General features: G+C 67.4%; 13 protein-coding genes. 9 read left to right on the forward strand and 4 right to left on the reverse strand.

Annotated elements, in window-relative coordinates:
* Window positions 1–14: 14 nt before the first annotated feature.
* The 6 genes from WMF34_RS34130 (at window position 15) to WMF34_RS34155 (ending at window position 16,255) form a co-directional block, all read left to right on the forward strand.
* Complete coding sequence (locus tag WMF34_RS34130; protein WP_437990438.1) at window positions 15–1,271, forward strand: glycosyltransferase; 1,257 nt, start codon at window positions 15–17, stop codon at window positions 1,269–1,271.
* Between the two features lie 17 nt (window positions 1,272–1,288).
* The gene (locus WMF34_RS34135) at window positions 1,289–8,569 is read left to right on the forward strand and encodes a SpvB/TcaC N-terminal domain-containing protein (protein WP_437990439.1); all 7,281 of its coding nucleotides are present in this window, start codon (window positions 1,289–1,291) and stop codon (window positions 8,567–8,569) included.
* Window positions 8,570–10,214: 1,645 nt separating this feature from the next.
* Window positions 10,215–11,360 (forward strand): metallophosphoesterase, encoded by a 1,146-nt coding sequence (locus WMF34_RS34140; protein WP_437990440.1) that lies wholly within the window; start codon window positions 10,215–10,217, stop codon window positions 11,358–11,360.
* 141 nt (window positions 11,361–11,501) lie between these two features.
* Window positions 11,502–12,401 (forward strand): MOSC domain-containing protein, encoded by a 900-nt coding sequence (locus WMF34_RS34145; protein WP_437990441.1) that lies wholly within the window; start codon window positions 11,502–11,504, stop codon window positions 12,399–12,401.
* A gap of 684 nt (window positions 12,402–13,085) precedes the next feature.
* Window positions 13,086–14,855 carry an RICIN domain-containing protein gene (locus WMF34_RS34150; protein WP_437990442.1) on the forward strand — a complete coding sequence of 590 codons (1,770 nt, stop codon included), beginning with the start codon at window positions 13,086–13,088 and terminating at the stop codon, window positions 14,853–14,855.
* Window positions 14,856–14,869: 14 nt separating this feature from the next.
* Entirely contained in the window at window positions 14,870–16,255 is a 1,386-nt protein-coding gene (locus WMF34_RS34155) for a WD40/YVTN/BNR-like repeat-containing protein (protein WP_437990443.1), read from the forward strand.
* 43 nt (window positions 16,256–16,298) lie between these two features.
* Here the strand turns inward: WMF34_RS34155 and WMF34_RS34160 are convergent, their stop codons facing one another.
* Window positions 16,299–17,558 carry a peptide-N-glycosidase F-related protein gene (locus WMF34_RS34160; RefSeq protein WP_437990444.1) on the reverse strand — a complete coding sequence of 420 codons (1,260 nt, stop codon included), beginning with the start codon at window positions 17,556–17,558 and terminating at the stop codon, window positions 16,299–16,301.
* Window positions 17,559–17,780: 222 nt separating this feature from the next.
* Here WMF34_RS34160 and WMF34_RS34165 point away from each other — a divergent pair, with 222 nt between their 5' ends.
* Window positions 17,781–18,110: a hypothetical protein gene (locus WMF34_RS34165; protein ID WP_437990445.1), complete on the forward strand. Its 330-nt coding sequence runs from the start codon at window positions 17,781–17,783 to the stop codon at window positions 18,108–18,110.
* Window positions 18,111–18,194: 84 nt separating this feature from the next.
* Here WMF34_RS34165 and WMF34_RS34170 read toward each other — a convergent pair whose 3' ends face one another.
* The gene (locus WMF34_RS34170) at window positions 18,195–19,160 is read right to left on the reverse strand and encodes a matrixin family metalloprotease (protein WP_437990446.1); all 966 of its coding nucleotides are present in this window, start codon (window positions 19,158–19,160) and stop codon (window positions 18,195–18,197) included.
* Window positions 19,161–19,288: 128 nt separating this feature from the next.
* On the opposite strand from WMF34_RS34170, the gene WMF34_RS34175 reads away from it, so the two are divergent.
* Both WMF34_RS34175 and WMF34_RS34180 read left to right on the forward strand, forming a co-directional pair.
* Window positions 19,289–19,960: a Mut7-C RNAse domain-containing protein gene (locus WMF34_RS34175; RefSeq protein ID WP_437990447.1), complete on the forward strand. Its 672-nt coding sequence runs from the start codon at window positions 19,289–19,291 to the stop codon at window positions 19,958–19,960.
* A gap of 463 nt (window positions 19,961–20,423) precedes the next feature.
* Window positions 20,424–22,280, forward strand: coding sequence for a glycoside hydrolase family 15 protein (locus WMF34_RS34180; protein WP_437990448.1), 1,857 nt, complete (start codon window positions 20,424–20,426; stop codon window positions 22,278–22,280).
* Window positions 22,281–22,429: 149 nt separating this feature from the next.
* On the opposite strand, the gene WMF34_RS34185 is transcribed toward WMF34_RS34180, so the two are convergent.
* Window positions 22,430–23,143, reverse strand: a complete 714-nt coding sequence (locus WMF34_RS34185) for a hypothetical protein (protein WP_437990449.1) — start codon at window positions 23,141–23,143, stop codon at window positions 22,430–22,432.
* 478 nt (window positions 23,144–23,621) lie between these two features.
* A complete protein-coding gene (locus tag WMF34_RS34190; protein ID WP_437990450.1) occupies window positions 23,622–24,557 on the reverse strand; it encodes a hypothetical protein in 936 nt (311 codons plus the stop codon).
* Window positions 24,558–24,726: the final 169 nt, after the last annotated feature.

Below are 24,726 nucleotides of genomic sequence, written 5' to 3' on the forward strand. Positions count from 1 at the left end.
ATGAGGAGAGCAACATGGCAAGAGTAATGATCTGGCCCGACATCTACAGAGAGCAGGGGCACTGGCTCCCCTGCGTCAACCTGGCCAACTCCCTGCATAGCGCCGGCTATACCGTGAAGTTCATGGGCATCCCGGACTGCAGCGACATCATATCCCAGTATGGAATCTATCAGAGTCCGATTCTAGCATCGGTGTACCCGAGCGGATACTCGTTCGAGAATAAGCTCGAGCCGATCGACCAGCGCTGGAAGCCGCACCATCTGCTGCCGATATGCCGAGGCGAGCTCGATAATATTTTTCTCGGGCCGTCCGCGCCTGACCTGCTGATCAGCGGCTATTTCACCGCGCTTGAAACCCTGATCATCCACCGCAAATACGGGATCCCCTTCATCATCGTCACCACCTACCTCCGGCACCCCGACGACACGCCTCGGCTCCACGCCAAGACGAAGCTCGTCTACATGCCGCGCGCCGTCTCGCAGAAGATCATCGACGCCGTCTCGCCGGCGCCGGGCCTCGACATCGATCAATTCATCGAGCCGCTCCGAGACCGGCTCGAGTTGATCCCCTGCCCCCGTGCGTTCGACTTCACTGACGACGACTGGACCCATGGCGACCATGTCAAATACGTCGAGCCCATGATCGAGAGGCAATGGCTGGGCGGAGGCCCCCTGCCCAACGACCCGACCGACATCCCGACGGACAAGAAGCTCATCTTCGGCACCTCCGGCTCGCAGGTCCAGGACTACGAGTTCAAGGCACGGCAGTTCTTCAGCAACCTTATCGCCATGATGAGCACCCATGAGATGGACAAATACCACCTCGTCCTCGCCGTCGGCGACAAGCTCCTCGCCCAGCTCAGCGTCGAATACGGGATCGACGTGGACAGGCACAACAATCGCCTTCCGAAGAACGTCAGCCTCTTCTCCTGGGTCTCCCAGCTCGACATCCTGAAGCGAGCCGAGGTGGTGTTCATGCACGGCGGCCTCGCCACGATCAAGGAGTCCATCTGGGAGGAGGTCCCCATCGTCATCGTTCCCCACGGCAAGGACCAGATGGACAACGCCCTGAGGATCCGGCGGAGCGGCATCGGTGTCGTGTCCGAGGTCGCCGACCTCACTCCGCAGCAGCTCCGCGGCCTCTTCACGGCGGCCACATCGAGCAAGTGGATCCGGCAGAAGCTCGCGAAGATGAAGGCGTTGTTTCAGGTCGAGGAGAGCAAGGCACCGAAGCCCAGCATTCAACTGATCCAGAGCGTGGTGGCCCCTTGAACCGTCGGTGAGGCGTCATGAAAAAGAGAGAGCGATCCAGCGACGGCCGTAAAGGCCAACCGGACACGACGTCGACGAACCGCGCGCAGGCGGCGCCCGATCAGGGCGCTGAAGCGCGCGCTGCGCGCGAGGACGGCGGGTCCGGCGACGGGAAGGGCCGCGAACCTGGCGGGCAGCCTCTGTTGCCCGCGCTCACCCTGCCGAAGGGCGGAGGTGCCATCCGCGGCATCGGCGAGAAATTCTCGGTCAACCCGGCGACGGGCACCTCGTCGCTCGCCGTTCCGCTCCCCGCGTCGCCCGGCCGCGGCGGGTTCGGCCCCCAGCTCCAGCTCGCGTACGACAGCGGGGGCGGCAACGGCGCCTTCGGCCTCGGATTCGCTCTCTCGGTCCCGAGCATCTCCCGGAAGACGGACAAGGGCCTGCCTCGCTACCTGGACGACATCGATTCTGACGACTTCATCCTCTCGGGCGCCGAGGATCTGGTCCCCACGCTCAGCCAGACCGGCGAGCCTGAGCTCGATCGCGGTACCCATGTCGCGCTCACCTACAGGCCGCGGGTGGAAGGCCTCTTTGCGCGCATCGAGCGCTGGATCCGAAAGGACGACGGCGACGTGCACTGGCGTGTGACCACCAAGGACAATACAACCCACTTCTATGGCCAGACGCCCGAGACGCGCATCGCGGACCCCGGAGGCCCGGAGGTGGGCCGCGGTGCGCGCATCTTCAGTTGGCTGCTCGACGAGAGCCGCGACGACAAGGGCAACATCATTCGTTACGAGTACAAGGCCGAGGATCGCACCGGCGTCGACCCTTCGGACTTGAGCGAGAAGAGCCGCTTCGAGCGCCAGGGAGGGGATCTTGTCTTCCTTGCCACTGCCCAGCGTTACCTGAAGCGTGTCCGTTACTGCAATGCGGTCCCGTTCGTCGCGAGCGGCTTCATGATGGAGATGGTGTTCGATTACGGCGAGCACGCGCCCGCCGAGGCGACCACCACCGCCGTACCCACACCGGCGGACTCCGGACCGGGGACCTCGCCCTGGACGGTCCGCCAGGACCCGTTCTCGAGCTACAGGGCCACGTTCGAGGTGCGCACGTACCGGCTTTGCCGTCGCGTGCTCATGTTTCACCGCTTCCCCGCCGATGGCACGCCGGTGCTCGTCAGGTCGACGGACTTCGAGTATGACGCCAGCGGAGCGTTCACCTATCTCGTGGGTGTCACGCAGGCGGGTTATCTGTTCGACACGGTCACGAGCACGTGGCAGCGGCAGGTGCTCCCCACGCTGCGCCTCGACTACGTGCGGCCCGTCATCAACGACACGCTGAGCGCGCTCCCGCGCGACAGCCTCGTGGGGATCGAGGACGGCGTGGATGGAGCGGCCAAGCAGTGGATCGATCTCAACGGCGAGGGCATCCCGGGGGTGCTCATCGACGAAGGGTCAACCTGGTACTACAAGGCGAACCGCGGGCAAGGAAAGCTGGAGGCGCCCCGTACCCTCTCCGCCTTGCCCGCGCCGAGCACGCTCGTGGGGGGCATCCAGCAGCTGGAGGACCTCGGCGGGGATGGCCAGCTCGATCTGGTCGCCTACGGCGCGCCGCTCTCCGGCTACTTCTCGAGCACGAAAGAGGGCGGCTTCGAGGCGCTCCGGACGTTCGAGTCCCTGCCGAACATCGACTGGATGGATCCGAACCTGCGCTTCATCGACCTCGATGGCGACGGCCTCCCGGATCTGCTGATCACCGAGGACCACGCGTTCGTCTGGTACCGCTCGAAGGCGAAGCAGGGCTTCGGCGAAGCCCAGCGCGTCTTCCATCCGGACGACGACGAGCGCGGGCCGGCGGTCGTGTTCGCGGATCCGGAGCAGAGCATCCAGCTCGCCGACATGAGCGGCGACGGGCTCGTCGACATCGTCCGCGTGCGCAACGGCGAGGTGTGCTTCTGGCCCAACCTCGGTTATGGGCGCTTCGGCAAGAAGGTCACGCTGGAGAACAGCCCCGTCTTCGCGGCCATGGACGAGTTCGACGCGCGGCGCGTCCGCTTCGGCGACGTCGACGGCTCGGGCACCAGCGACATCTTCTATCTGGGGAGCGATCGCGTCGCCCTTTACCTGAACGAATCCGGCAACCGCCTCGCTGCGCCCGTGCACATTCACTCGCTGCCGCCGGTGGACAACGTCGTACGGCTTGGCATCGTCGATCTGCTCGGCCAGGGCACCGCGTGCCTGGTCTGGTCGTCGCCGCTCCCCACGGCGCGTTCCATCTTCTACGTGGACCTGATGGCGGGCGCGAAGCCGCACCTGCTCCGCTCGGTCATCAACAACCTCGGCGCGGAGACGACGATCAGCTACGCGCCTTCGACGAAGTTTTACCTGGAGGACAAGGCCGCCGGCATCCCATGGCTCACGCGCCTCGCCTTCCCGGTGCACGTGGTCGATCATGTCGAGCGCGTCGACGCGATCTCGAAGAGCCGGCTCGTGACGACGTACCGCTATCGGCATGGGTTCTTCGACGGCGTGGAGCGCGAGTTTCGTGGGTTCGCCCGCGTCGAGCAACGCGACGCGGAGGAGTTCACGGTGGGAGCCTCCGGGACCGAGCTCTTTCAGGCGCCGGTACGGACGGTGAGCTGGTATCACACGGGCGCTTGGCTCGAGAAAGAGCGGCTGGAAAGGGAGCTGGCGGAGGAGTACTTCCAGAAGGGGCCGGCCGCCATGCTCCTGAGGGACACCGTGCTCCCTCAGGGCATGTCCATTCAGGACGAGCGCGAGGCAGCGCGAGCGCTGCGCGGGAGGTTGCTGCGCCAGGAGATCTACGCGCTGGACGGCACAAACAAAGAGAACATCCCGTATCTCACGACCGAGCAGAGCTTCGAGGTCAGGCGCATCAAGACGAGCGAAGGCACGCGGCACGGCGTCTTCATGGTGCATGAGCGAGAGCGTGTCCTCATTCACAGCGAGCGCAAGGCCGACGATCCGCGCGTCGTCCACGACCTCGTGCTCGACGTCGACGAGTTCGGCAACGTCGAGCGCAGGGTATCGATCGCGTATGCACGCGCCACGGGAGAGCCGGAGCAGCGACGCGCATGGACGACAATGACGGAGAGCGATTACATCAACAAGCCAACGGAAATCACGTGGTACAGGGTTGGCCTCCAATGCGAAGAGCGGCTCTTCGAGCTCACCGGGCTCACGCTGCCGGCCGCTGGACAGGGCCTGCTGGCTCGCTCCGCGCTGCACGATGAACAGGGGACGGGTGTCCTCGATATGCTTGATCCAGAGGACGATTTGCCCTACGAGGGAGAGTCGACCGGCCTTGCACCCCAGCGCCGCCTGATCCAGCGAACGCAGCAGGTCTTCTACGAGGACGACCTTAGCGGGCCCTTGCCGCTCGGTGAAGTCGAATCCCTGGCGCTGCCCTACAAGCGCTACGAGCTCGCGCTGACGCCGGGGCTCGTGAGCGAGATCGTCCAGGATTCCGGGCAGTTCAGCGCGACGGCGTTCGACCCTGCGGTGTTGTTGTCCGAGGGGCGTTATGTCCAGCGCGACGGGGGGTACTGGACGGCCAGCGGCCACCTCGTCTTCGATTCCGCGCGCTTCTACCTCCCCGTCGAAGCGGTCGACCCGTTCGGCGAGCACTCCTTCGTCACCTATGACGATTTTGCGCTGCTCATCGAGACCACGACGGATCCGCTGAACAATCAGGTTCAGGCCGAGAACGACTACCGCGTCCTTGCCCCGTGGCACATCACCGACCCAAACCTCAACCGCTCCGCCGTCGCCTTCGACGCGCTCGGCAGGGTCGTCCGCAGCGCCGTGATGGGCAAAGACAACGCGAACGAGGGTGATACGCTCGACAACCCGACGTCGCGCATCGAATACGACATTCTTCGCTGGCAGGTCGAACAGAAGCCGGCCTTCGTGCACACGTACGCGCGGGAGGTACATTATGCCGACAGTCCGAGTACCCCGTTTCGAGAGAGCCTCGCCTACTGCGACGGCTTCGGTCGCGTGGTGATGCAGAAGGTCCAGGCCGAACCCGGCGACGCGCCGCTCCGCGACGTTCAAGGTGTCCTCGTGCGCGACGGAAATGGAGCGCTCGTCAACGGACCCGTGGCGGCCCGCTGGGTCGGGACAGGCCGCACGGTCTTCAATAACAAGGGCAATCCGGTCAAGCAGTTCGAGCCGTTCTTCAGCTCCACCGCCGAATACGAGGACGAGGCGGACCTGGTGGAATGGGGCGTCACTCCCATCCTGCACTACGACCCGCTCGATCGCGTCATCCGCACGGAGTTTCCCGACGGCACCGAATCCCGCGTCGAATTCGATACCTGGCTCACACGGACGTTCGATCAGAACGACGCCGTCATCGGCACGCCCTGGCTGGCCGAACGGCAGTCGGGCTCGGCGAGCCCTGCAGAGCAGCGGGCCGCGACGCTCGCGCTCGAGCATGCGGACACACCGTCGGCCACGCACCTCGATGCGCTCGGTCGTGCCTTCTGGACCGTGATCCCCAACAGGATCCACGGGGTGGATGCCCCCTCCTACCAGACACGCAGCAAGCTCGATGTGCAAGGCCATGTGCTCCGTATGCTCGACGCGCGCGGCGTCGAGGCGGTTACCGAGCAGTTTGACGTCCTTGGGCGGCGGTTCTCCACGGCGAGCCCGGACGGTGGAGTTCGCCTGGAGGTCGTCGATATCGGTAACAAGCCGGTGCGCAGTTATAACGGCAGAAGGCAGAATCGCCGTTACACCTACGACGCCCTACAACGCCCGACACGCACGTGGCTGTTTGTCGACGGCGAAGCCGAGCGCCTCGTCAAGCGCGTGGTCTATGGCGAAGCGCATCCTGAGGCGCAGCAGCGCAACCTTCGCGCGCAGGCGTACCAGGTGTATGATGGCGCGGGTGTGGTGACCAGCCAGGCGTACGACTTCAAGGGCAACCTGCTGCAGGCGTCGCGCCATCTGCGCAGCGAGGTGCACGCTGGCGCCGACTGGTCGGTGCTCTCGGCGCTCACGGACGTGTCGGCCATCGCCGCCGCGGCCGCCCCGCTGCTCGAGGCCGAGAGCTTCGAGACGCAGACGGAGTACGACGCGCTGAACCGGCCCACGCGCCTGATCGCGCCGGACCCGGATGCCAGCGAGATCAAGCCCACCTACAACGAGGCGGGCCTGGTCGAACGCATCGACGTGCTCATCCGGGACGCGGCGGCATGGACGACGTTCGTTGACAACATCGACTACGACGCGAAGGGCCAGCGAGAACGGATCGTCTACGGCAACGGCACGTCCACGGTGTACACGTACGATCCGCTGACCTTCAAGCTCGCGCGCCTCCGGACGACGCGCAGCTCGGACGGCGCCGTTCTCCAGAACCTCACGTACACGTACGACCCCGTCGGGAACATCGTCGAGATCAACGATAGCGCGCAGCAGACGGTGTTCTTCAACAACGCCGTGGTGTCACCGAACGCGCAGTACGTCTACGACGCGGTCTATCGCCTGATCGAGGCGACGGGACGAGAGCACGCGGGCGGGCTCGCCGACGTGCAGCGCGACCAGAACGACCTGCCGATCCAGGCGCTGCCCCACGCGAACGACACGCAGGCCCTCAGGAACTACACCGAGCAATACTTTTATGACGCCGTCGGCAACATCCAGCGGATGGAGCATCTGGCCGGCGCGGGGACCTGGATCCGGCGGTATTCCTACGAGATGACGAGCAACCGGCTCAAGAGCACCTTCGGGGATCCCGAAGACGAGCCGTCCAGCCCGATGTATCCCCATGATGCCCATGGCAACATGACGGCCATGCCGCACATCGCAGCGCTCACGTGGGATGAGAACGACCAGCTGCGAAGCACCGATCTCGACGGCGGCGGAGTCGTGTATTACGCCTACGACGCCGCCGGCCAGCGCGTGCGCAAGGTCTGGGAGCACAGCGGGCTCGTCGAGGAGCGCATCTACCTCGGCGGCTACGAGGTCTACCGCAAGCGCAACGCGACGGGGCTCGTGCTCGAGCGACAGACGCTGCACGTGATGGATGGCGCGCGGCGGGCGGCCATGGTCGAGACCAAGACGGTCGACACCTCGGGGCCGTTCACGGTGACGCCACGAGTGCGCTACCAGCTCGACAACCACCTCGGGTCGGCGTCGCTGGAGGTGGACGGGGCAGGGCTCGTGATCGGCTACGAGGAGTATCACCCTTTCGGGACGACGGCGTATTGGTCGGCGGCCTCGGGGATCGAGGTTTCGCAGAGGAGGTACAGGTACACGGGCAAGGAGAAGGACGAGGAGACGGGGCTGTACTACCACGGGGCAAGGTACTACGCGCCGTGGCTGGGGAGGTGGACGGCGGCAGACCCAGCGGGGATGGTGGATGGGCCGAATCTGTACATGTATGTCTCCGGGCGCCCCATCACGCTGACGGATCCGTCAGGCGCCCAAGGAAAATCGGGTGATGATAATCAGCAACAGCACAGCCATGATACTCGACCAAAGCAACCCCGCCGCTCGCCGCCCCCGGCATCACTCAAAGAGGCTATAGAGAAGTTCGAGGACGTCAAAATCTCAGAACCTAAGGATTTGACACCTGAGGAGCGCGAGCTCATTTTCGGCAAGCCGGACATCAATCAAGCAGAAGGATACTCCACTCCATGGGAGGCGGCGCGTGCAGCGCTGCAAAAATATAACCCGGAATCGATTTTGAGCAAAGAAGCAGCTCCTCCCGGCACCTCCGACGTCAACTTCGGCGTCGAGTATGGTGGACTCATCTACAAGAGTGGCGAACGCTTCTACTACACAGAAGCAGTAATAGGTACGAATGGCAACGAAGGGTCGCCTAGCGTTGATGTTTGGGAGACACTCAGCAACGTGCCCGGCGATCCGGAGCGACGCATTGTTGGCGACTATCACACCCATGGCGGGAAGGTCCGGGATATGGACGCCGAGCGCTTCTCGGGTTCGCCGCTAGAGCGACTGGACAAAATTAATGATGTTTCACCGGGAAAAGTTGTCATCGTCCCTGCGGAGGTAGCATTGGCTCACACCATGAAAACTTCAATAGATGTTGCGGAGAGCATACTCGAACAGCAGGCCAAGCGGGGAGACATCGCGGGAAGCAGGACAGATCTTGATAGGCAATCTAAGTATATCCTCGACAGAGAGACCTATACTTCTTTTCTGGGAACGCCGGAGGGCCGTTTCGGGATTTACATCCCAGCCAAGGATCTCGAATTCTATTTCTCTCCCAACGCGCGGTTGCTGCCGCCAGGGCAGCTGCCCCCGGCGGCCGCATACGCGAAATAGGCTCGTTGCTGAGAAGCATCCGTATCGTCCAAGGGGCAAGAATGAATTTCGCCAGGTGCGTCAAGTTTCTCTTCGTCTTCTGGGAAATTCTTGCGACGGCTGGCTGCGCTGCGGGAGCCGTGCATCGTTCAGGACAGGGGACTGCGGAACGTGGCCCCCCGGAAACCCCGACGGTGAGTGCGCAGGTCCAACCCGAGAAGCCGGCTGTGTGCTCGGGGGGCAAGTCGCAGCCGGAGGCTCGTCTTGTTGCTCTCCGAGATGTCCTAGACGACCCGGATCGGTATTTAGGTATCCTCGTCAAAGTGCATGCGTTCGCGGTGCTGAGGTTTGAGGCAAGCTCCCTCATCACGTCGGAGGGCATGCTCGCATTGGAGTGGACGCACATTCGATTCGTCCAGAATCATCAGGCATGTGATCAACGCGTGATCTATGTGGAAGGGCGGCTTCAGAAGCGCCAGTGGCGGGGGACTGAAACTCCAGTCTTCATCGCTGAATCGATGACATCGACAATGGTGCATAGCGAACAGTAGGGAGTTCAAAGCTGGAATCGAACCCAGGTTACTGCTTTCCCCCTCCTTTCCCCGAGGCACCAGAAGGTGAGAGATCCCGCACCTGCGGTCGCACCAGTGGTCCACGCCGAGGGAAGAATCCGCACCATGTCCATGCGCCACGTGAAGACGCCGAAGCGGGTGGGGCTGGTCGGTGCCGATCGCCGGGCCCGTGCGCCTTCGACCGGCCCGGTGTTGTTTTGGTATTGAGCCTCGCCATCGGGCTCGATGGAGGGTGCTCGTGTGGACGCCGAGGGCGGCGGCGACCTCTCGGATGGACCGACCTTGACCACGAAGCGCCACGGCCCGCCCGAGGTCGAACTCGACCCTGGGCCTGCCGGGCTTGGCGCCACGCCTCCCGAGCTACTCAATTCCGTCGGTCGAAACTCCGCCGGGAAACCGCTTGGACTTGTACAGGAAGGCCGAGTTTCGGACGATATTCGAGTTCCCCTAGCATCGGCGCTTGGTCCCGTGCATGGCCTTGACTACCGGGAGCGGTCGGTGTCCGGCTCGTTATCGCCCTCGGCGATGGCTTTGCTGTCTTCGGGCTCGTCCTCGTCCTTGGGCTCATCCATCAAATACATCGACTGATGTCATGGAATCTCGGAGCGGAGCAGTCATGAATCCTATCAACGCGCTTCGGCTTTATCTCATGTCACGTATGCGGAACAAGGAGGGTGTCGCAGGAGGCCTGAAGCGTTTAGGCGTCGATAGGGCGGCGTTCGATGTGGTGGTGGTCACCTGTCCGCGGAGCGACGTCCTCCAGGGCACGGAAGGTCCTTCCAAGCCCCGTCCCGAAGCCCGGCCTCTCTGGAAGCAGTACGGCGGAGAAGGGGGCGCTGCGCGCCTGCGACGCCTGCAAGTGATGGCAGGATGGCGCTCTCCCTCGTTCGATCTCATCCAGGCTCGGAGGGCTCATCCCCTGCCTCGTCGCGCTCGACGCTCGAGCGCCGGGCACTTCACGCGCGGCTCCTCACTCAGGTCATGGCCGAGACGGCCGAGCTCCGGATGCTCAAGACCAGCGGCGGAAGGCGGCCGTACAGCGTGACAATCGACAAGCGTTTGCCCGAACCTGAGGACATGCTAAAATACGCGCCATGGCCGCGCCTCAGCCAACGGTGACACCGCGGCGCATCTTCGTGATGGGCGACCCGCAGGCGCCGATGGCCAAGGTGATGGCCGTGCTCGCGTCGCACGCGTTGCTCGGTGCGGACGGCCGGCTGGTCAACGACGTCGTGCTCGTGTCGATCGGCGATCACTTCGACTATGACCTCGATGATCCGGTGGGCGCGGGCGCGGAGGGGCTCCGCACGCTGCGCTGGCTGGCCAGCCACGATCCCGCGCAGGTGAGGCTCCTGTTCGGCAACCATGACGCGGCGCGGGTCATGGAGCTCGCCGGCCTCGACGACGTGCGGTTCGCTGCGGCGCGCGCGCTCGGGCGCTCGATCAAGGAGACCAGGCGGCGTGAAGGCGCCGAGGCCGCCGCCCGGCGCCAGCGCGACGAGTTCGCAGCGCAGTTTCCCGATGTGGCGACCCCGGGGCTCGCGGCGCGTGATTACGCGTCGTTCAGCGAGTCCCAGCGCGAGCTCGTCATCGAGCTGCTGCTCCGCGGCCGCTTTCATCTCGCGCTCTCAGGCGTGCTGCCCGACGGCCGCGCTGTGCTCCTGACCCACGCGGGCGTGACCACGCGCGAGCTCGCGATGCTGGGCATGCCGGACGAGCGCGACCCGCACCGGCTGGCGGCGGCCCTCGAGCGACAGTTGCGCGCCGCGGTCGACGCGCGGCGCACGGAATGGCAGAGCGGCGCGCGCACGCCCCTTTCACTCGAGCCTCTCCACATCGCGGGCGCCGCGGGCAACGAAGGTGGCGGCCTCCTCTACCATCGACCTGCGTGCGTCGATCGCGTGGGCGGCGATCCCGCATGGGAGCTCGATCCGGCGCGACCGCGGCGCTTCGAGCCGCGTTCGCTCCCGCGAGGCCTGCGACAGGTCGCCGGTCACACCGGTCACAGGAAGTGCAAGGCGGAGCTCGGTCACGACTGGCTCACGGCGGCAGCGCACCAGAAGGAGATCGGAGGAATCCGCACGCTGCGCGTCGACGGCGATGTCGTCACGTACGACCTCGGAATCCTGGACGATCGACCCGGAGCTGCCGATCTCTACCTGATCGACGGGGAGATGCGGTTCACCGCGGCCGCCGATTACGCTTTGCTCCCGCTCGCCGAGCTGATCGTCCCCGTGTGAACCCGATGCGCGTGTTTGCCGCTGCGCGCATCTAGGCTACGGGCGGCGGCGGAGCCGAGCGAGGCGCGAGGCGCCGTGTCGGGCCGTCGATCTCCTGGCGCCGAGCTCGACCGGAGATCGAGCAACGAGTAAAGAGACGGCATGCACCCGGACGAGCAGCCCACCGGAACGGTAGTTTCGATATGGCGCTATCCGGTCAAATCGATGCAAGGCGAGGAGATCGACGAGGCGGAGATCACCGACCGCGGCGCGATCGGCGACCGCGCCTACGCCGTCCTGGACCGGGAGACGGGGCACGTCGCGAGCGCCAAGCACCCCGGCAAGTGGGGCGCGCTGCTCGCGTGCCGCGCGGCCTTCGCGGCGCCGCCGCGCCCCTCGGCGCCCTTGCCGCCCGTGTGGATCACGCTGCCGGACGGCGCCGTGCTCAGCAGCGCGCAGCCGGACGTGGATCGGGCGCTCTCGCGCGCCCTCGGCCGCGACGTCGCGCTCGTGAGCCGACCGCCCGACGCGGCGACGCGTGAGGCGGATCGGTCGCCCGCGGACGGCTCCGCGACGCAGGCCACGATCGTCGAGGAGCCGATGGCACTCGCCGCGCCGGCGGGCACGTTCTTCGACGTGGCCGCCATGCACGTGCTGACCACGGCGACGCTCGACCACCTGCGCGATCTCCACCCCTCGGGGCGCATCGAGGCCCCGAGGTTCCGCCCGAACCTCGTCGTCGCGACGGCCGCGGGCGAGCGCCGCTTCGTCGAGAACGGCTGGATAGGCCGCGCGCTGGAGATCACCCAGGAGGTCCACCTCGAGGTCATCGATCCTTGCCCCCGCTGCGTCGTCCCCACGCTGGCCCAGGGCGACCTCCCGCGCGATCCCGGCCTCTTGCGCGCGCTCGCCCGGCACAACGCGGTCGCGAGCGCGACCGTCGCCCCCGGCGTCGTGTTCCCGGCCGTCGCCGGGGTCTACGCGACCGTGCGCCGCGAGGGCGCGATCCGCCGCGGGGCCGCCGTCCAGCTGGGCGGGGCGCCCGTGTCCCCGCCCCGCTGAGAGGCCCTGCCGCGGGTCCCCTCAATCGCTCTCCGCGCTCCGCGCCCACGGCCAGGCCGCGCCCCGCGGAGCTCCGAACGGAGCGACGGCCGACAGGGCGCGCCGCGAGCGCGCCAATCTACCCACATCACCGCCCGCGCACTCACTGGAGAACTCACGCGCTCACCCGCGACCACGGATTGCCGCCCTCGCAGCAAATCGCGCAGAATGCCGGCCGAGTTCGCTCGATCGACCGAGCACAAGAGCTCATCCACCAACTCACGTGGTCTGACTGGGGTGGTGTTTTCATGTCCATTCAGGATCCCTCGCGATCCACGCCAGTCGCGCAAACATCATATCGGAGTGGATCACGGGCCGTCCTCATGTGATTGTTTCACCCAGAGAGGCGCGCCGCCCCTGTCAAGCCGGTAGCACGACTGTGGCCGCGGATTTGCTCTGAAGGCACAGGCACTCGCGAGGGTGGGTGGACGGCAGCACGCGCGGCGATCGCGAGCGATGGCCGCGCGGATCCGCGAGCGGATTGGCCGTCAAGTTACATCAGCAGCGGAGAGGCTGGCGGCGCTTGCGGCCTCTCCTTGGCAGCGCTCCGTCGCGCCGCGCCCTGGCTCCTGAGGGGGAGGGTGCGGCGCTCTCCGACCTCGGGGGAGATGGGCGCATCGGACCGAGCCAGGAAAGGAAGATCCAATGAAGCGCTTCAAGTCACACCTCACGACGGCTGCCCTCACCGCAGCGTGCGCTTTCGCGCCCGGCTGTCTGATCCTCGACGCCGGTGACGAGGGCGAGGGGCCGGCCCCGACCGCCTCGGGGACGCTGACCGTCGCCGTCGCGAATGGCGAGGCGCGGTACATGCTGGAGCGGGAAGATGGGGTGTTCGTGCGCCTCGACCTGGGCTCGATGGCGGACGCGGCGCCAGGCGCCGAGCCGTCGATCGACTGGCGCACGGCGAGCGGCTCCCCCGTGGACGTGTTCGGCACCGAGACCGGCGACGGGACGATCGTTGTCGCCACGATGCGGCCTGCCGAGGGGATCGGCGAGCTGACGAACGCGCTCGTCACGACCGGGACCAAGCGCGTCCTTGTGCTGCGCGTGCAGTTCGACGGCGGCCAGACGCTGGGCACGGAGCAGGACGTGCGCAACACGATGGCCGGCGCGGCGACCCACCTGGCGGGCTCGTCGTTCGGCAAGATGCAGCTCGAGTACGACGTCGCCGGCCCGTTCAACATCGCCTTCGGCAAGTGCGACGACTACAACCGGTGGCAGAACGAGGCCAGGACCGCGGCGAGGAACGCCGGCTTCGATCTGAACGCGTACCAGCACTACATGATCTGGGGGAAGATGGATTGCGGGTACGCCGGCATGGGCGCGCAGCCCGGCAACGCCACCTGGATCGCCGGCCTCTGGCCCGAGGTCGTCGTGCACGAGCTCGGCCACAACTTCGGCCTGTGGCACGCCTCCTCGCGGACGTGCCGCAACGCCGGGGCGACGGTGACGATGAGCAACGACTGCACCTTCGACGAGTACGGCGATCCGTTCGACCCGATGGGCAACGGCGGGAAGCAGCACTTCAACGCCAACTACAAGGTGAACCTCGGGTGGATCCCGTCGTCGCAGGCCCAGACGGTCACCGCCGACGGGACGTATACGCTCGCCCCGATGACCGAGGCGAGCACCGGGACCCAGCTCCTCCGCGTCAAGGGCCCGAACGACATCATGTACCAGATCGAGTTCCGCCAGCCGGCGGCGACGAACGTCGTCGACTCGCGCAACCTCTCCACGAAGGGCGTGCTCATCCATGCGTTCTTCACGCAGTCGCGGGAGAGCGGCCGGGCGCACCTGCTCGACATGATCCCTGGCGGGAACTTCAGGGACGCGCCGCTCGCCGTCGGCGCTTCTCATCAGCTCTTCGGGACGAACGCGACGCTGAAGCTCCTCTCCGTGTCGGCCACGGGCGCGCAGGTCCAGATCTCCGGCCTGGGCGGCGGCACGACCGACCCCGGCGGCGGCACGACCGACCCCGGCGGCGGCACCGGCGGCACCACCGGCCAGAGCCTGGCGGCCCTCCATTCCGGCAAATGCATGAGCGTCAACGCGGCGAGCCTGGACAGCGGCGCCACCGTCGTCCAGCGGCCGTGCACCGGGGCGAGCGACCAGCAGTGGAAAGTCGAGATCATCAGCGGCACCACGGCGACCGTGAAGAACGTGAACAGCGGAAAGTGCGCCGACGTGCAAGGGTCCAGCCGGAACAACGGGGCGAACATCACGCAGGCGGACTGCAACAGCAGCAAGAACAGCCAGAAGTGGGATCTCATCGATCGCGGCAACGGCGTCGTCTCGCTGCGCTCGGTCAACAGCGGAAAGTGCGTGGACGTCTACGGGGCCAGCACCGCCGACGGCGCCAGGCTCGCCCAGTACACGTGCAACAACGGGACGAACCAGCAGTTCCGGCGGCAGTAGCGAACCTCGCTTCGATGAACCGTATCGCTCTCGGGCTCGCCGCCGCCGCGGCGGGCCTCGCCCTCTCCGCCGCCCCGCCCGCGCGCGCCAACGGTCGATACCCCACCGCCGGCCAGATCCTCGTCGATCCCGCCGATCCCGAGCACATCGTCGTCCGCGCGACCTACGGCGTCCTCACCACCCATGACGGCGGCGAGCGCTGGTCGTGGATCTGCGAAGCGGCCATCGGCTACAGCGGCTTCGAGGACCCGATGCTCGTCGTCACCGCCGACGGCTCGATCCTCGCCGGGCTCTTCGACGGGCTCAGCGCGACGCACGACCGCGGCTGCGACTGGCATATCGCCGAGGGCCCGCTCGCCCAGCGCAACATCGTCGATCTGTCGATCGATCGCGCGGATCCCGCGAGCGTCCTCCTGCTCGGCTCCAGCGTCATGGCCAGCGACGCGATCTTGACGCAGGTCTGGGAATCGAAGGACGACGGACGGACCTGGACGCAGGCCGGGGGCGACCTCCCGAGCACGTTCCTCGGCGTGACCCTGGACAGCGCGCCGAGCGATCCGCGGCGCATCTACGTGAGCGGGCGGCGCAACGGCCCCACGTTCGAGGGGATCGTGCGGCGCTCGGACGATCGCGGCGCGACGTGGGAGGAGCTCGACGTCCCTGGCAGCGACGATCGCAACCTGCCGTACCTCGGCGCCGTGGACCCGAAAAACCCTGACGTGGTGTACGTGCGCCGCGACGGCGACGGCGCGGATGCCCTGCTGGTCTCGCGGGACGGGGGCGCCACGTGGCGCGAGGTGTTCCAGGCGGCGAGCCTGCTCGGCCTCGCCCTCTCGCCCGACGGGACCGAGATCGCGGCCGGCAGCGATCTGGACGGCCTGTGGGTGGCGCCGACGGATACCCTGGAGTTCACCCAGGTTGGGCAGCTCGGCGTCCGCTGCCTCACCTGGACGGCGCGGGGCCTCTTCGCCTGCGCCGACGAGCCCGTGGACGGCTTTTCCGCCGGCGTTTCCACGGACGGGGGCAGGACGTTCTCGCCGCTCATGACGCTCGACCGGCTCTGCGGCCCGCCGGAGACCTGCGGGGGCGACAGCTCGACCGGCCGGACCTGCCCCGGGCTCTGGCGGGCGACAGCGCGCTTCGTCGGCGCCGGGGCCTCGTGCGAGGCCGGCGCCGGCCCGGGCGGCGCCGCGGGCGCGGGCGGGGGCGAGGCGAGCGCCGGCGGGGGCGAGGCCGGCGCGGTCGCAACCGAGCCGAGCGCCGGCGGCGGCTGCTCCTGCGGGGCGTCGGGCGGGGGGCGCGCCGGGGCGCTGCTGAGCTGCCTCGCCGCGGCCGGCGGCGCGCTCCTGCGCGCGCGGCGACACGGACGCCGCCGCGCTCAGGCGCCGGGAGCGCGATGACGGCGCGGGCCGTTCCCGCGTCGGGTGCTCGCGTTTGAAGCTCCTAACGCGCCTGCACGTAGAGCGAGAACGGGATATTGCCCTCCCCGCCGACGAAGGTCGCGTCTGGGACGTCGATCACGAACTCGTGCGTGCCGGCGCTCGCGGCGCCCCACGGGACGATCCGGGTGTCGATGACGTCGCCAGGGCACCAGTTGCTGAACGACTGCCACTCTTTGTCCGACCGCGGGGACGGCCCGTAGATGCCGTTGCCCTGGGTGTTGTACTTGCGAAACGGCTCGCACGAGGTGCGCCCGGGCTTGTACTGCAAGGCCAGCTCGCCGTCGACGTACACGTAATGCTCGCGGCGAATATACTCCTCGCCGCCCTGGTTGGCGCCGTGATTCGACGTGATCAACACGAGCTGTGCATTCTGTGTATCCGCCGGCAATTCGAAGCTGACGGTCTTGCGGGTCGTGCCGACCTTGTCGCTGGCGCCCTTGGCGTAATTGTTGAATTCTTCGCCGATCGCCAGCGGCAGCAGGACGCTGAAGTCCTGGGCCTCCCGCGTGCTGTCGGTATACAACAGCAGCGATCCGAGCTGCGTGTCGTTGCGACCAGCGCACCCGCGGACCTCGTCGTTCGCGGCGTAAGGCACGCCGAAGATGCCCAGTTCGAACCAGAAATCGTGTTCGGCCAGGAGGTCGGGGTCCTTCAAGATCGGCACGAGGTTGCTGGCCTCCCACTCGTAGGGCACCGTCTTCGGCTGCTTGTTCATGTCCATGAACGGCGTGACGAACCGTGCGACCTCGATCCGGTCGACCTGGCCGGGAACGTAGGTCTGAGCCCCCTTGGGGACCAGCGCCAGGTTGACCGAGCCGAGCCGGTCGTAGTTGTCGCACAGCGCTCCCACGATGACGCGGACCTTCAAGGTGGTCTGGACCTTGGCGAGCAGCTCGCCGGTCAACCTGGTCGCGACAAGCGAGTTGTTGTGGCGGATCACGCCGGCCGGGATCGGTTCGTCAACGGTCTCGGCGTAGCCGTCGTAGAACGTGATGTCCTCCAGCACCGGAACCTCCTCGGGCTCCCGAGGCGGCACGTCGCCGCTGCCACCGCTGCCACCAGTGCCGCCGCTGCCGGCAGTGCTGCCACTGGCGCCCGTGCCGCCGCTGCCTGCGCTGGTCCCGGTCACTGCGCTCGTGCTCCCGTTGCTCTCGGAGGTCCCGGTGCCTCCGCCGGTGCCCGCGTCAGAGCGCTGTTCATCCGTGCACGCGGCGAGCAGAGCCAACGGACAGAGGAATGGGATCGCACGACGCAGGTTCATTCGTCGAACTTATCAGATCGCCCGCTCGATGTCGTGCTGGAGCGGCGGCGGAGGTCGAGAGATTCGGGGGCGCGTACCAGGCCGAGCAGCTCCCTCCGGGACTAGAATTATCCAGCGTGACAAGCATTGGACTCACATTGAGATCGTCCCGGCGAAACCGATGCGCGTGGATAAACTTCAGGAGCTACGCAACCAGATCAACGTGGAGAAGGAAGGGTCGTGATGACAGACGAGAGGCGACCGCTCGTCGCCAGGTTGGACCTGGGCGACTTTGGAGAGCTGGAGCAACTCGAGACTCACTCCAAGGGGTATCTGAGCACGGCATCCGTGTTGCTACCGGGCGGCGGGAGGATTCCTGTGTTCTTCTACGACACCGCCCGTTTGGCGCAGGATCTGGAGTCGGCAAAAGAAGCAGGGCGTCCATTCATCGCCGAACCCGGGATGATTGTCCTCGACGAGGTGACCCGCACCAACATGGAGAATGCGGTCGAGCATCTCGCCGAGGAAGGATTCTTTGACCGCTTCCTCCTCAGCGAGCAGACGTGGACGTAAAGCGGCGCGGTTGCCCGTCGTGACGACACAGCCAGCGACCGTGACGGCGAAGTCGGAAAGCCCCTCGCGCAGGCCGCAGGGCGCCTAACGTCGGCCGCGGCGGGCCTCACGCCTGCCGCGCTCGCCGGCGCGGGGGCGCCCGGCGGCGCGGAGCCAGGTGGCCGCGCCGACCGCGATGACGGCGAGCGGGGTGCTCCACTTCGATCCGGCGGCGGGCGGCGCCGCGCTGCAGCGGACCAGCTGGTCGTCGGCGCACTCGGGCGAGAACCCGTGCGGCGGGATGGGGTTGCAGGTCGACGCGGAGAGATCCCGAGGGGGGTAGATCTGGCAGATGCCGGCGATGTCGTCGTCGTGCAACGTCCGGAAGTTCATCGGGTCCGCCCTGTCGTACCTCGAGTGCATGGTCGCCTCGGGGCCGGCCATGGTGTGGTCGAGGCCCAGGAAATGCCCGGCCTCGTGCGTGACGATGGCGAGCAGATCTTCCCTCGGCGCGGCGGAGTCGTCCCCGACGGTGAAATCGTAGAGATCGGTGTTGATCTCCATGTCGGCCCCCCAGAGATTACCGGTCTTTTTGTCGAACTGCACCGTCGTGAGCGCGAGCATCTCGGTGTTGTGTCCCGCGGCCGCGAGCCACTCCAGATCGCGGAAGACGACCACGTTGGCGTTGCCCGGCACGAGGCCATCGACGATCCTGGTCTTGCCGTCCCTGGCGTTGAGCTCCACCGCTCCGCAGGCGACGGGCCCGAGGTTCTGGACGCGAAGCCCCGGCGTTCCCCCGTCGCAGGGCGCCTGCATCCACGTGTCGAACGCGGCCTCGAGCACGTCGGAGATCTCCTGGTAGGAGATCTCGCTGGACGCGTCCTCCTGGATGCTGAAGCCGATGCAATCGCCCGCCCAGCGGAGCGGCTTGCATTCGCCGACGGGCTGGTCGTCCTGCAGGCAGAGCTCCGACCTCTTGCAGGTGTTCGAGCGGCAGTAGGCCGACGCCTGCTGCGCGCTCGCCAGCACGGCGAGGGCGGCCGCCACGCAGGAGCACCTGGCACGCTTCATCGACATCGACTCCTCCACGATCGGTTGACCCTACAGCGACGGTAGCAGCGCGAGGCGGGCGCGTGGGGATTTCGCCGGCGGCGCCCTTGCCACCCGCTGGCCTTCCGCCATCCTGAGCGTGATGGGGCATGCTCGTGGGTGAGGCGGGCGGCGGAGCCGATCCGGCGCAGGGCGGCACGGCCTCGGCGCAGGACGGCGCGGCGGCGCAGGACGGCGCGGCGGCGCAGGACGGCGCGGCCCCGGCGCAGGACGGCGCGGCCCCGGCGCAGGGCGGCGCGGCGGCGCCGAGCTTCCTGTGCGACGCCATGCTGGGCGGCCTGTCGCGCTGGCTGCGCGGCGCGGGCTATGACGCCATGTTCGAGCATGGCATCGACGACGGCGATCTCGTGCGCCTCGCGCAGCAGACCGGCCGGGTGCTGCTGAGCTCCGACGCCGGCGTGTTCGAGCGGCGCTGCCTCCGCACCGCGGCCGTGCGCGGGCTCTACGTGCCGCGCGGGCTGCGGCCGACGGAGCAGGCCGGCTTCGTGCTGCGGGAGCTCGGGCTGCCCGTGCGGGACCCCCGCTGCATGGCGTGCGGCGGCGCGCTCACGGCCGCCCCGAAGGACAGCGTCCGGGATGCGGTGCCGGCAGTGGTGGCGGATCGCCACGACGAGTTCTGGCGGTGCGATCGATGCGGCAAGGTCCTGTGGAAGGGCAGCCACTGGGACGGCATCGTCGCCGGATTGGCCGCCGCGGCCGGCGTGGCCTCCACGACCGAGGCCGCTGCACCACCGGCGGGCGGCCGAAAGCCCCCGCCGTGACGCCGCGGGTGGGCACGATTCATTCATCGGCCAGGACCGCCCGCGTGCTGTAGATTGATACGTACGTGGGAACGGGTGCGAGGATGCCCGCGAGATGCCGTGGTCCGAAACACGGGCAACCCACGACGCGGCTCAACCTGAAGGTCAATCGCCTCCCGCCGCTCGGCCACGCTCGATGGCGGTCTCCCACTGTAGCTCCGCGACTCCGAATTCCCCATCGTCGACCTCCACGACGATCCGCTCGTCGCCGCTGAACTCCAGGGCGCAAACGCTTCCGTGTTCCTCGCAGACGAGCGTCGTGCCGCCCCCCGGGAGAGAACCTTGATGAGCTTTCTTGCTTGCAGCATGAGCGAGCGGACGCGTTGGGACGCGGCGCTGCGACCGCGGATCGGATCAGGCGGTCTGGGCGGCGAACGATCAGCACCAGGATTGCGGTCCAGGCATGGACACGCATAGTGTAGTCATGTCAGCTCCGCTCGAACACTACGGTCTCATCGGTGACACGACCACGGTCGGTCTGGTCTCGCGTTACGGCTCGCTCGACTGGCTCTGCCTGCCACGCATCGACTCAGACGCGTGTTTCGCGAAGCTGCTCGGACGCGACGACCACGGCTACTGGACCATCCGGCCAGCCACGGCGATACGAACCCTGGAGCGGCGCTATCGGCGGGACACGCTGGTCCTCGAGACCGAGTTCGCCTGTGAGAGCGGCCGCGTGCGCCTGATCGACTTCATGCCCCCTTGCGTCGCCCCGCGCGACGCCACCCGGCTCGTCGACGGAGCCCACGACGTCATCCGGATCGTCGAAGGAATCGAGGGCGAGGTCCCGATGCACTCCGACCTGAGGGCGCGGTTCGGCTACGGGCGCGTGATCCCGTGGATCCAGTGCGCCGGAGGCCGAGCGACGCTCACGTCTGGACCCGCCGCGCTCGCGTTCAGCAGCCCAGCATCGCTTGACCCCGACTGGAGCGCCGCCCGATTGGAGACGAACTTCGCCGTCCGCGCGGGTCAGCGCCTGCCGTTCACCCTCACGTTCTACCCGTCGCATGAACTCGCGCCGGCGCACCCCGTCGACGCGGAGCAGGAGCTCGCGCGGACCGAGCGTCACTGGCGAGAGTGGGCGGGCCGTTGTCGCTACCAAGGCCGCTGGCGTGATGCCGTCGTGCGGTCGCTCCTTACGCTGAAGGCGCTCACCTATGCGCCCACGGGTGGGATCGTGGCGGCGCCGACCACGTCTTTGCCGGAGGACCTCGGCGGCGTTCGCAACTGGGACTATCGCTACTGCTGGTTGCGCGACTCCACGCTCACGCTCGACGCCCTGATGCGCGGCGGGTACCTCGAGGAAGCTCAGGCCTGGCGCGACTGGCTCATGCGCGCGGTCGCGGGCGCTCCTGCGCAGCTGCAGATCATGTACGGCGTGGCCGGGGAGCATCGGCTCACCGAGATCGAGCTGCCGTGGCTCCCGGGATACGAGGAATCGAGGCCGGTGCGGATCGGCAACGGCGCCTACGATCAGTTTCAGCTCGACGTCTACGGCGAGGTGCTCAACACGCTCTACGATGCCCACGCGCACGGCCTGCCGGATCTGCCGCACACGTGGGACCCGATCGTGGAGATCGTGGACTTCGTCGAGAAGTCCTGGCAGCGGCCGGACGAAGGCATCTGGGAGATACGCGGGGGGAAGCAGCTGCACTTCACGCACTCGAAGCTGATGACCTGGGTGGCCGTGGATCGCGCCGTACGCATGATCGAGGAGTTCGGTGTAGGCGGACAGCATCGACTGGAGAAGCGGCTCCAGCGCTGGCGCGCGCTGCGCGAGGAGATCCGCCTCGACCTGCTCGATCGCGGATTCAACACACGCGTCGGCGCTTTCACTCAATCGTACGGCTCGGATGCCCTCGACGCCAGCGTGCTCCTGATCCCGCACATGGGCTTCCTGGCCGCCGATGATCCCCGCATGCTGTCCACGGTCGCTGCGATCGAGAAGGGCCTCACCCGGGATGGCCTCGTCCTGCGCTACGCGACCGAGACGGGGGTGGACGGTCTGCCGGGGGACGAGGCGACGTTCCTCATCTGCAGCTTCTGGCTCGCCGACAACTACGCGATGGTCGGTCGCCTCGACGAGGCGGAAGCGCTCCTCGATCGCCTGGTCTCCCTCCGCAATGATATCGGCCTGCTCGCCGAGGAGTACAGCCCCGAGCTGCGCCGCCAGCTCGGCAATTTCCCGCAGGCGTTCTCTCACATCGGCCTCGTCAACACCGCTCACATCATCGAGGCTAGGAGAGCGGGCAAGGAAGTGTCCTTGCCCTCCGCGGCGTAGGTTCTGGGACACAGCGTCCTGGTGGACGGCTCGCAGGGCTCGCCCGCCCCCGACGCGAGCAGCGCCTGAAGTCGCTCGTTGACCGATCGATGGTCAATGATCCCGGTGAAGACCGACGAGCGCAGCTAGCGTTAGACGCGCGTTCGACGCTACAGGCACGTGTTGTCGACGACCACGCCGGTCTCCCGGAAGCGCACGGTCCCGGGCTCCCCGTCGAGCGTGACGGTGATATCCATGTCGATGATGCACGGGATGTCGGTGTTCGGCTCAGCCTCCCACGACATCGTCCCGGTGGCCCCGGTCACGGTATACGTGCGCTCGTCGTCGGGCGGCATGCCCGGCCCGGTGCAATCGTCCATCTGATCGGTGAGCGCCACGTCCAGCACGCCCCAGAGGCCCTCCAGCTCGACCCCGGCATAGAGCGGATCGCTGTCGGCGAACGCGGCGATCGAGATCACCAGACACCGATCTCCTCGCAGGTCGGCGTGGTGCACGTAGACACGGTCGTGATCGGCGATCACGTAATCTGCGCTTGCGCAGACCGTATCCCTCGACGCGTTCACCCCGGCCGCGTGCGCCATGCACTCATTGCAATAGGTGCGCTGATCGCACCCGCAGACCCCCTGACATTCGTCCGGGCATTCCCCGACCCTCGGCCTCGGCGTGCATTCCCCCTGCGCCTCTGCGGAGCACGCCAGGTCGGGCGTCGCGCAGTACTCCGTCTCGCCGCAGGTCGCTCCCGCGCTCCCTCCGCAGGCGACGGGCGCTGCGCCTCCGCTTCCGCCTCCGCCGTCGCCGGTCGCGCCGCCGCCAGCGCTGCTGCTCGTGCTGCCGCCCGCGCCGCCGGCTCCGATCGGGGACACGGTTTCATCATCGCTGCAGGCGGCGAGGAGGAGGCCACACAACACGGAGCCAAGGATTTCATGTCTCATGAACGGACTATGCCACGACCGCTCGCCGGAGAGGAGCGGCCAGGGCGGTGTCATGCCCCTGTCGATCTCCGAAACGCCCGGCCCTTTGCGGAAGCAATGCCGTGCTTCCGCCGGCAAATCGCTCCAGCCAGCGCCAGCGCGATCGCCGCGAGCGGCGCTCCGAGCGAGCCGTGCGCGCCGGCCACGGTGCAGCCGCAGCCGCTGTCCGCGCCGGAGCCGCCCGCGCCGGAGCCGCCCGCGGCGGCCCCGCCCGAGCCGCCGCCGCAGACCGTGCCCTCCTCGCAAGTCACGGTGCTGCACGGGTCGACGGCATTACACGCCTTGTCCGAGGGGCACACGAGCTCTCCCCTGCCGCACGCCTGCACGCACACGCCCCGGTCGCAGACGTGCTCCGGCGGACAGAGGGCGCTCAGGCGACGCTGCGCGCGGGCCCGGACGCGGGCGCGGCGCTGTACGTGGCGCGATAGCGCTCGTACCGCTCGAGGAGCTCGCCCGTGGTCTTGGGCATCGGCACGCGCGCGCGCGTGATGTACGAGATCACGTTCTTGCCACGGACGATCAGCTCGACGCCTTGGGCCGCCTGCTCCCGCTCGTGCGGCGAGGCGTCCGCGCCGAGCAGCGGCTGGAAGCCGGCGAGCTTCTCCGCCGATACGACGAACGACGTCCAGACCTCGAAGATGTCGTCGTCGGTGCGCAGCGTCTCGCACTTGATCTTGGCCGCGTGCGCGAACTCGCGGGCCAGGCGGTCGAGCCCGGCGAACATCGGCGAGCCCGCGAAGGTGGCGATCATCGCGTCGCGAATGCCGTCGATCGCCCTCATGCTCTGGGCGATCTTGACATACCGGCTGTTGTAGAACGCCTCGATCGGGAACGAGAACGCCTTGAAGGGCTCGCCCCAGAGCTCGTCAAGACCTTCCTCGCCGCTGCGGTGGAGCACCATCTTCCCGAGCGTCAGCGCCTCGAGGAGGTGCTCTCCGCACTCGCGCATCAGGGCGTTGTCGGGCTCGATCGTGACCCCGAGCTCCTGGATCTCGACGAGCTTGGTGAAGATATCCGCCGCTCGATTGAAGATCGCGCCCGCGAGCATGGCGGCCTTGACGCGCTTCCGCTGCGGATCGGTCTCCGACTCGAAGGCGAGCCGCGCCTCGTCCAGCCGTTTCCCTGGGACGTTGATGCCGTGCTCGACGTGGTTGAACAGGCGCCGCGTCAGCGCCTCGATGAGGCGCTTCTTCGCGAGCAGCGTGTCGGCCGGCGCCTCGTAGGCCTTGATCCAGTAACCGTAGTAGTAGACCCGCAGCTGGCCGTCGATGATCTGCTTCTTCCCGAGCGGTATCGCGCTTTCCATGGCCCGCCTCCGATCGGCTGCCAGGCGGCGCCCCTGCGCGGGAGGCGCGCGGGGGAGCATGCCCGTGCGACAGCCGAGTAGCATGGGCGCAAGGCGGCCCGCAAGACGTGAGCGACGCGATCCGGCGGAGTTTTCCGCCGGAAACCGGGACTTAACCGACAGGAAAGAC

The organism is Sorangium sp. So ce145 (genome assembly GCF_051525985.1).
Lineage (GTDB): Bacteria > Myxococcota_A > Polyangia > Polyangiales > Polyangiaceae > Sorangium > Sorangium cellulosum_B.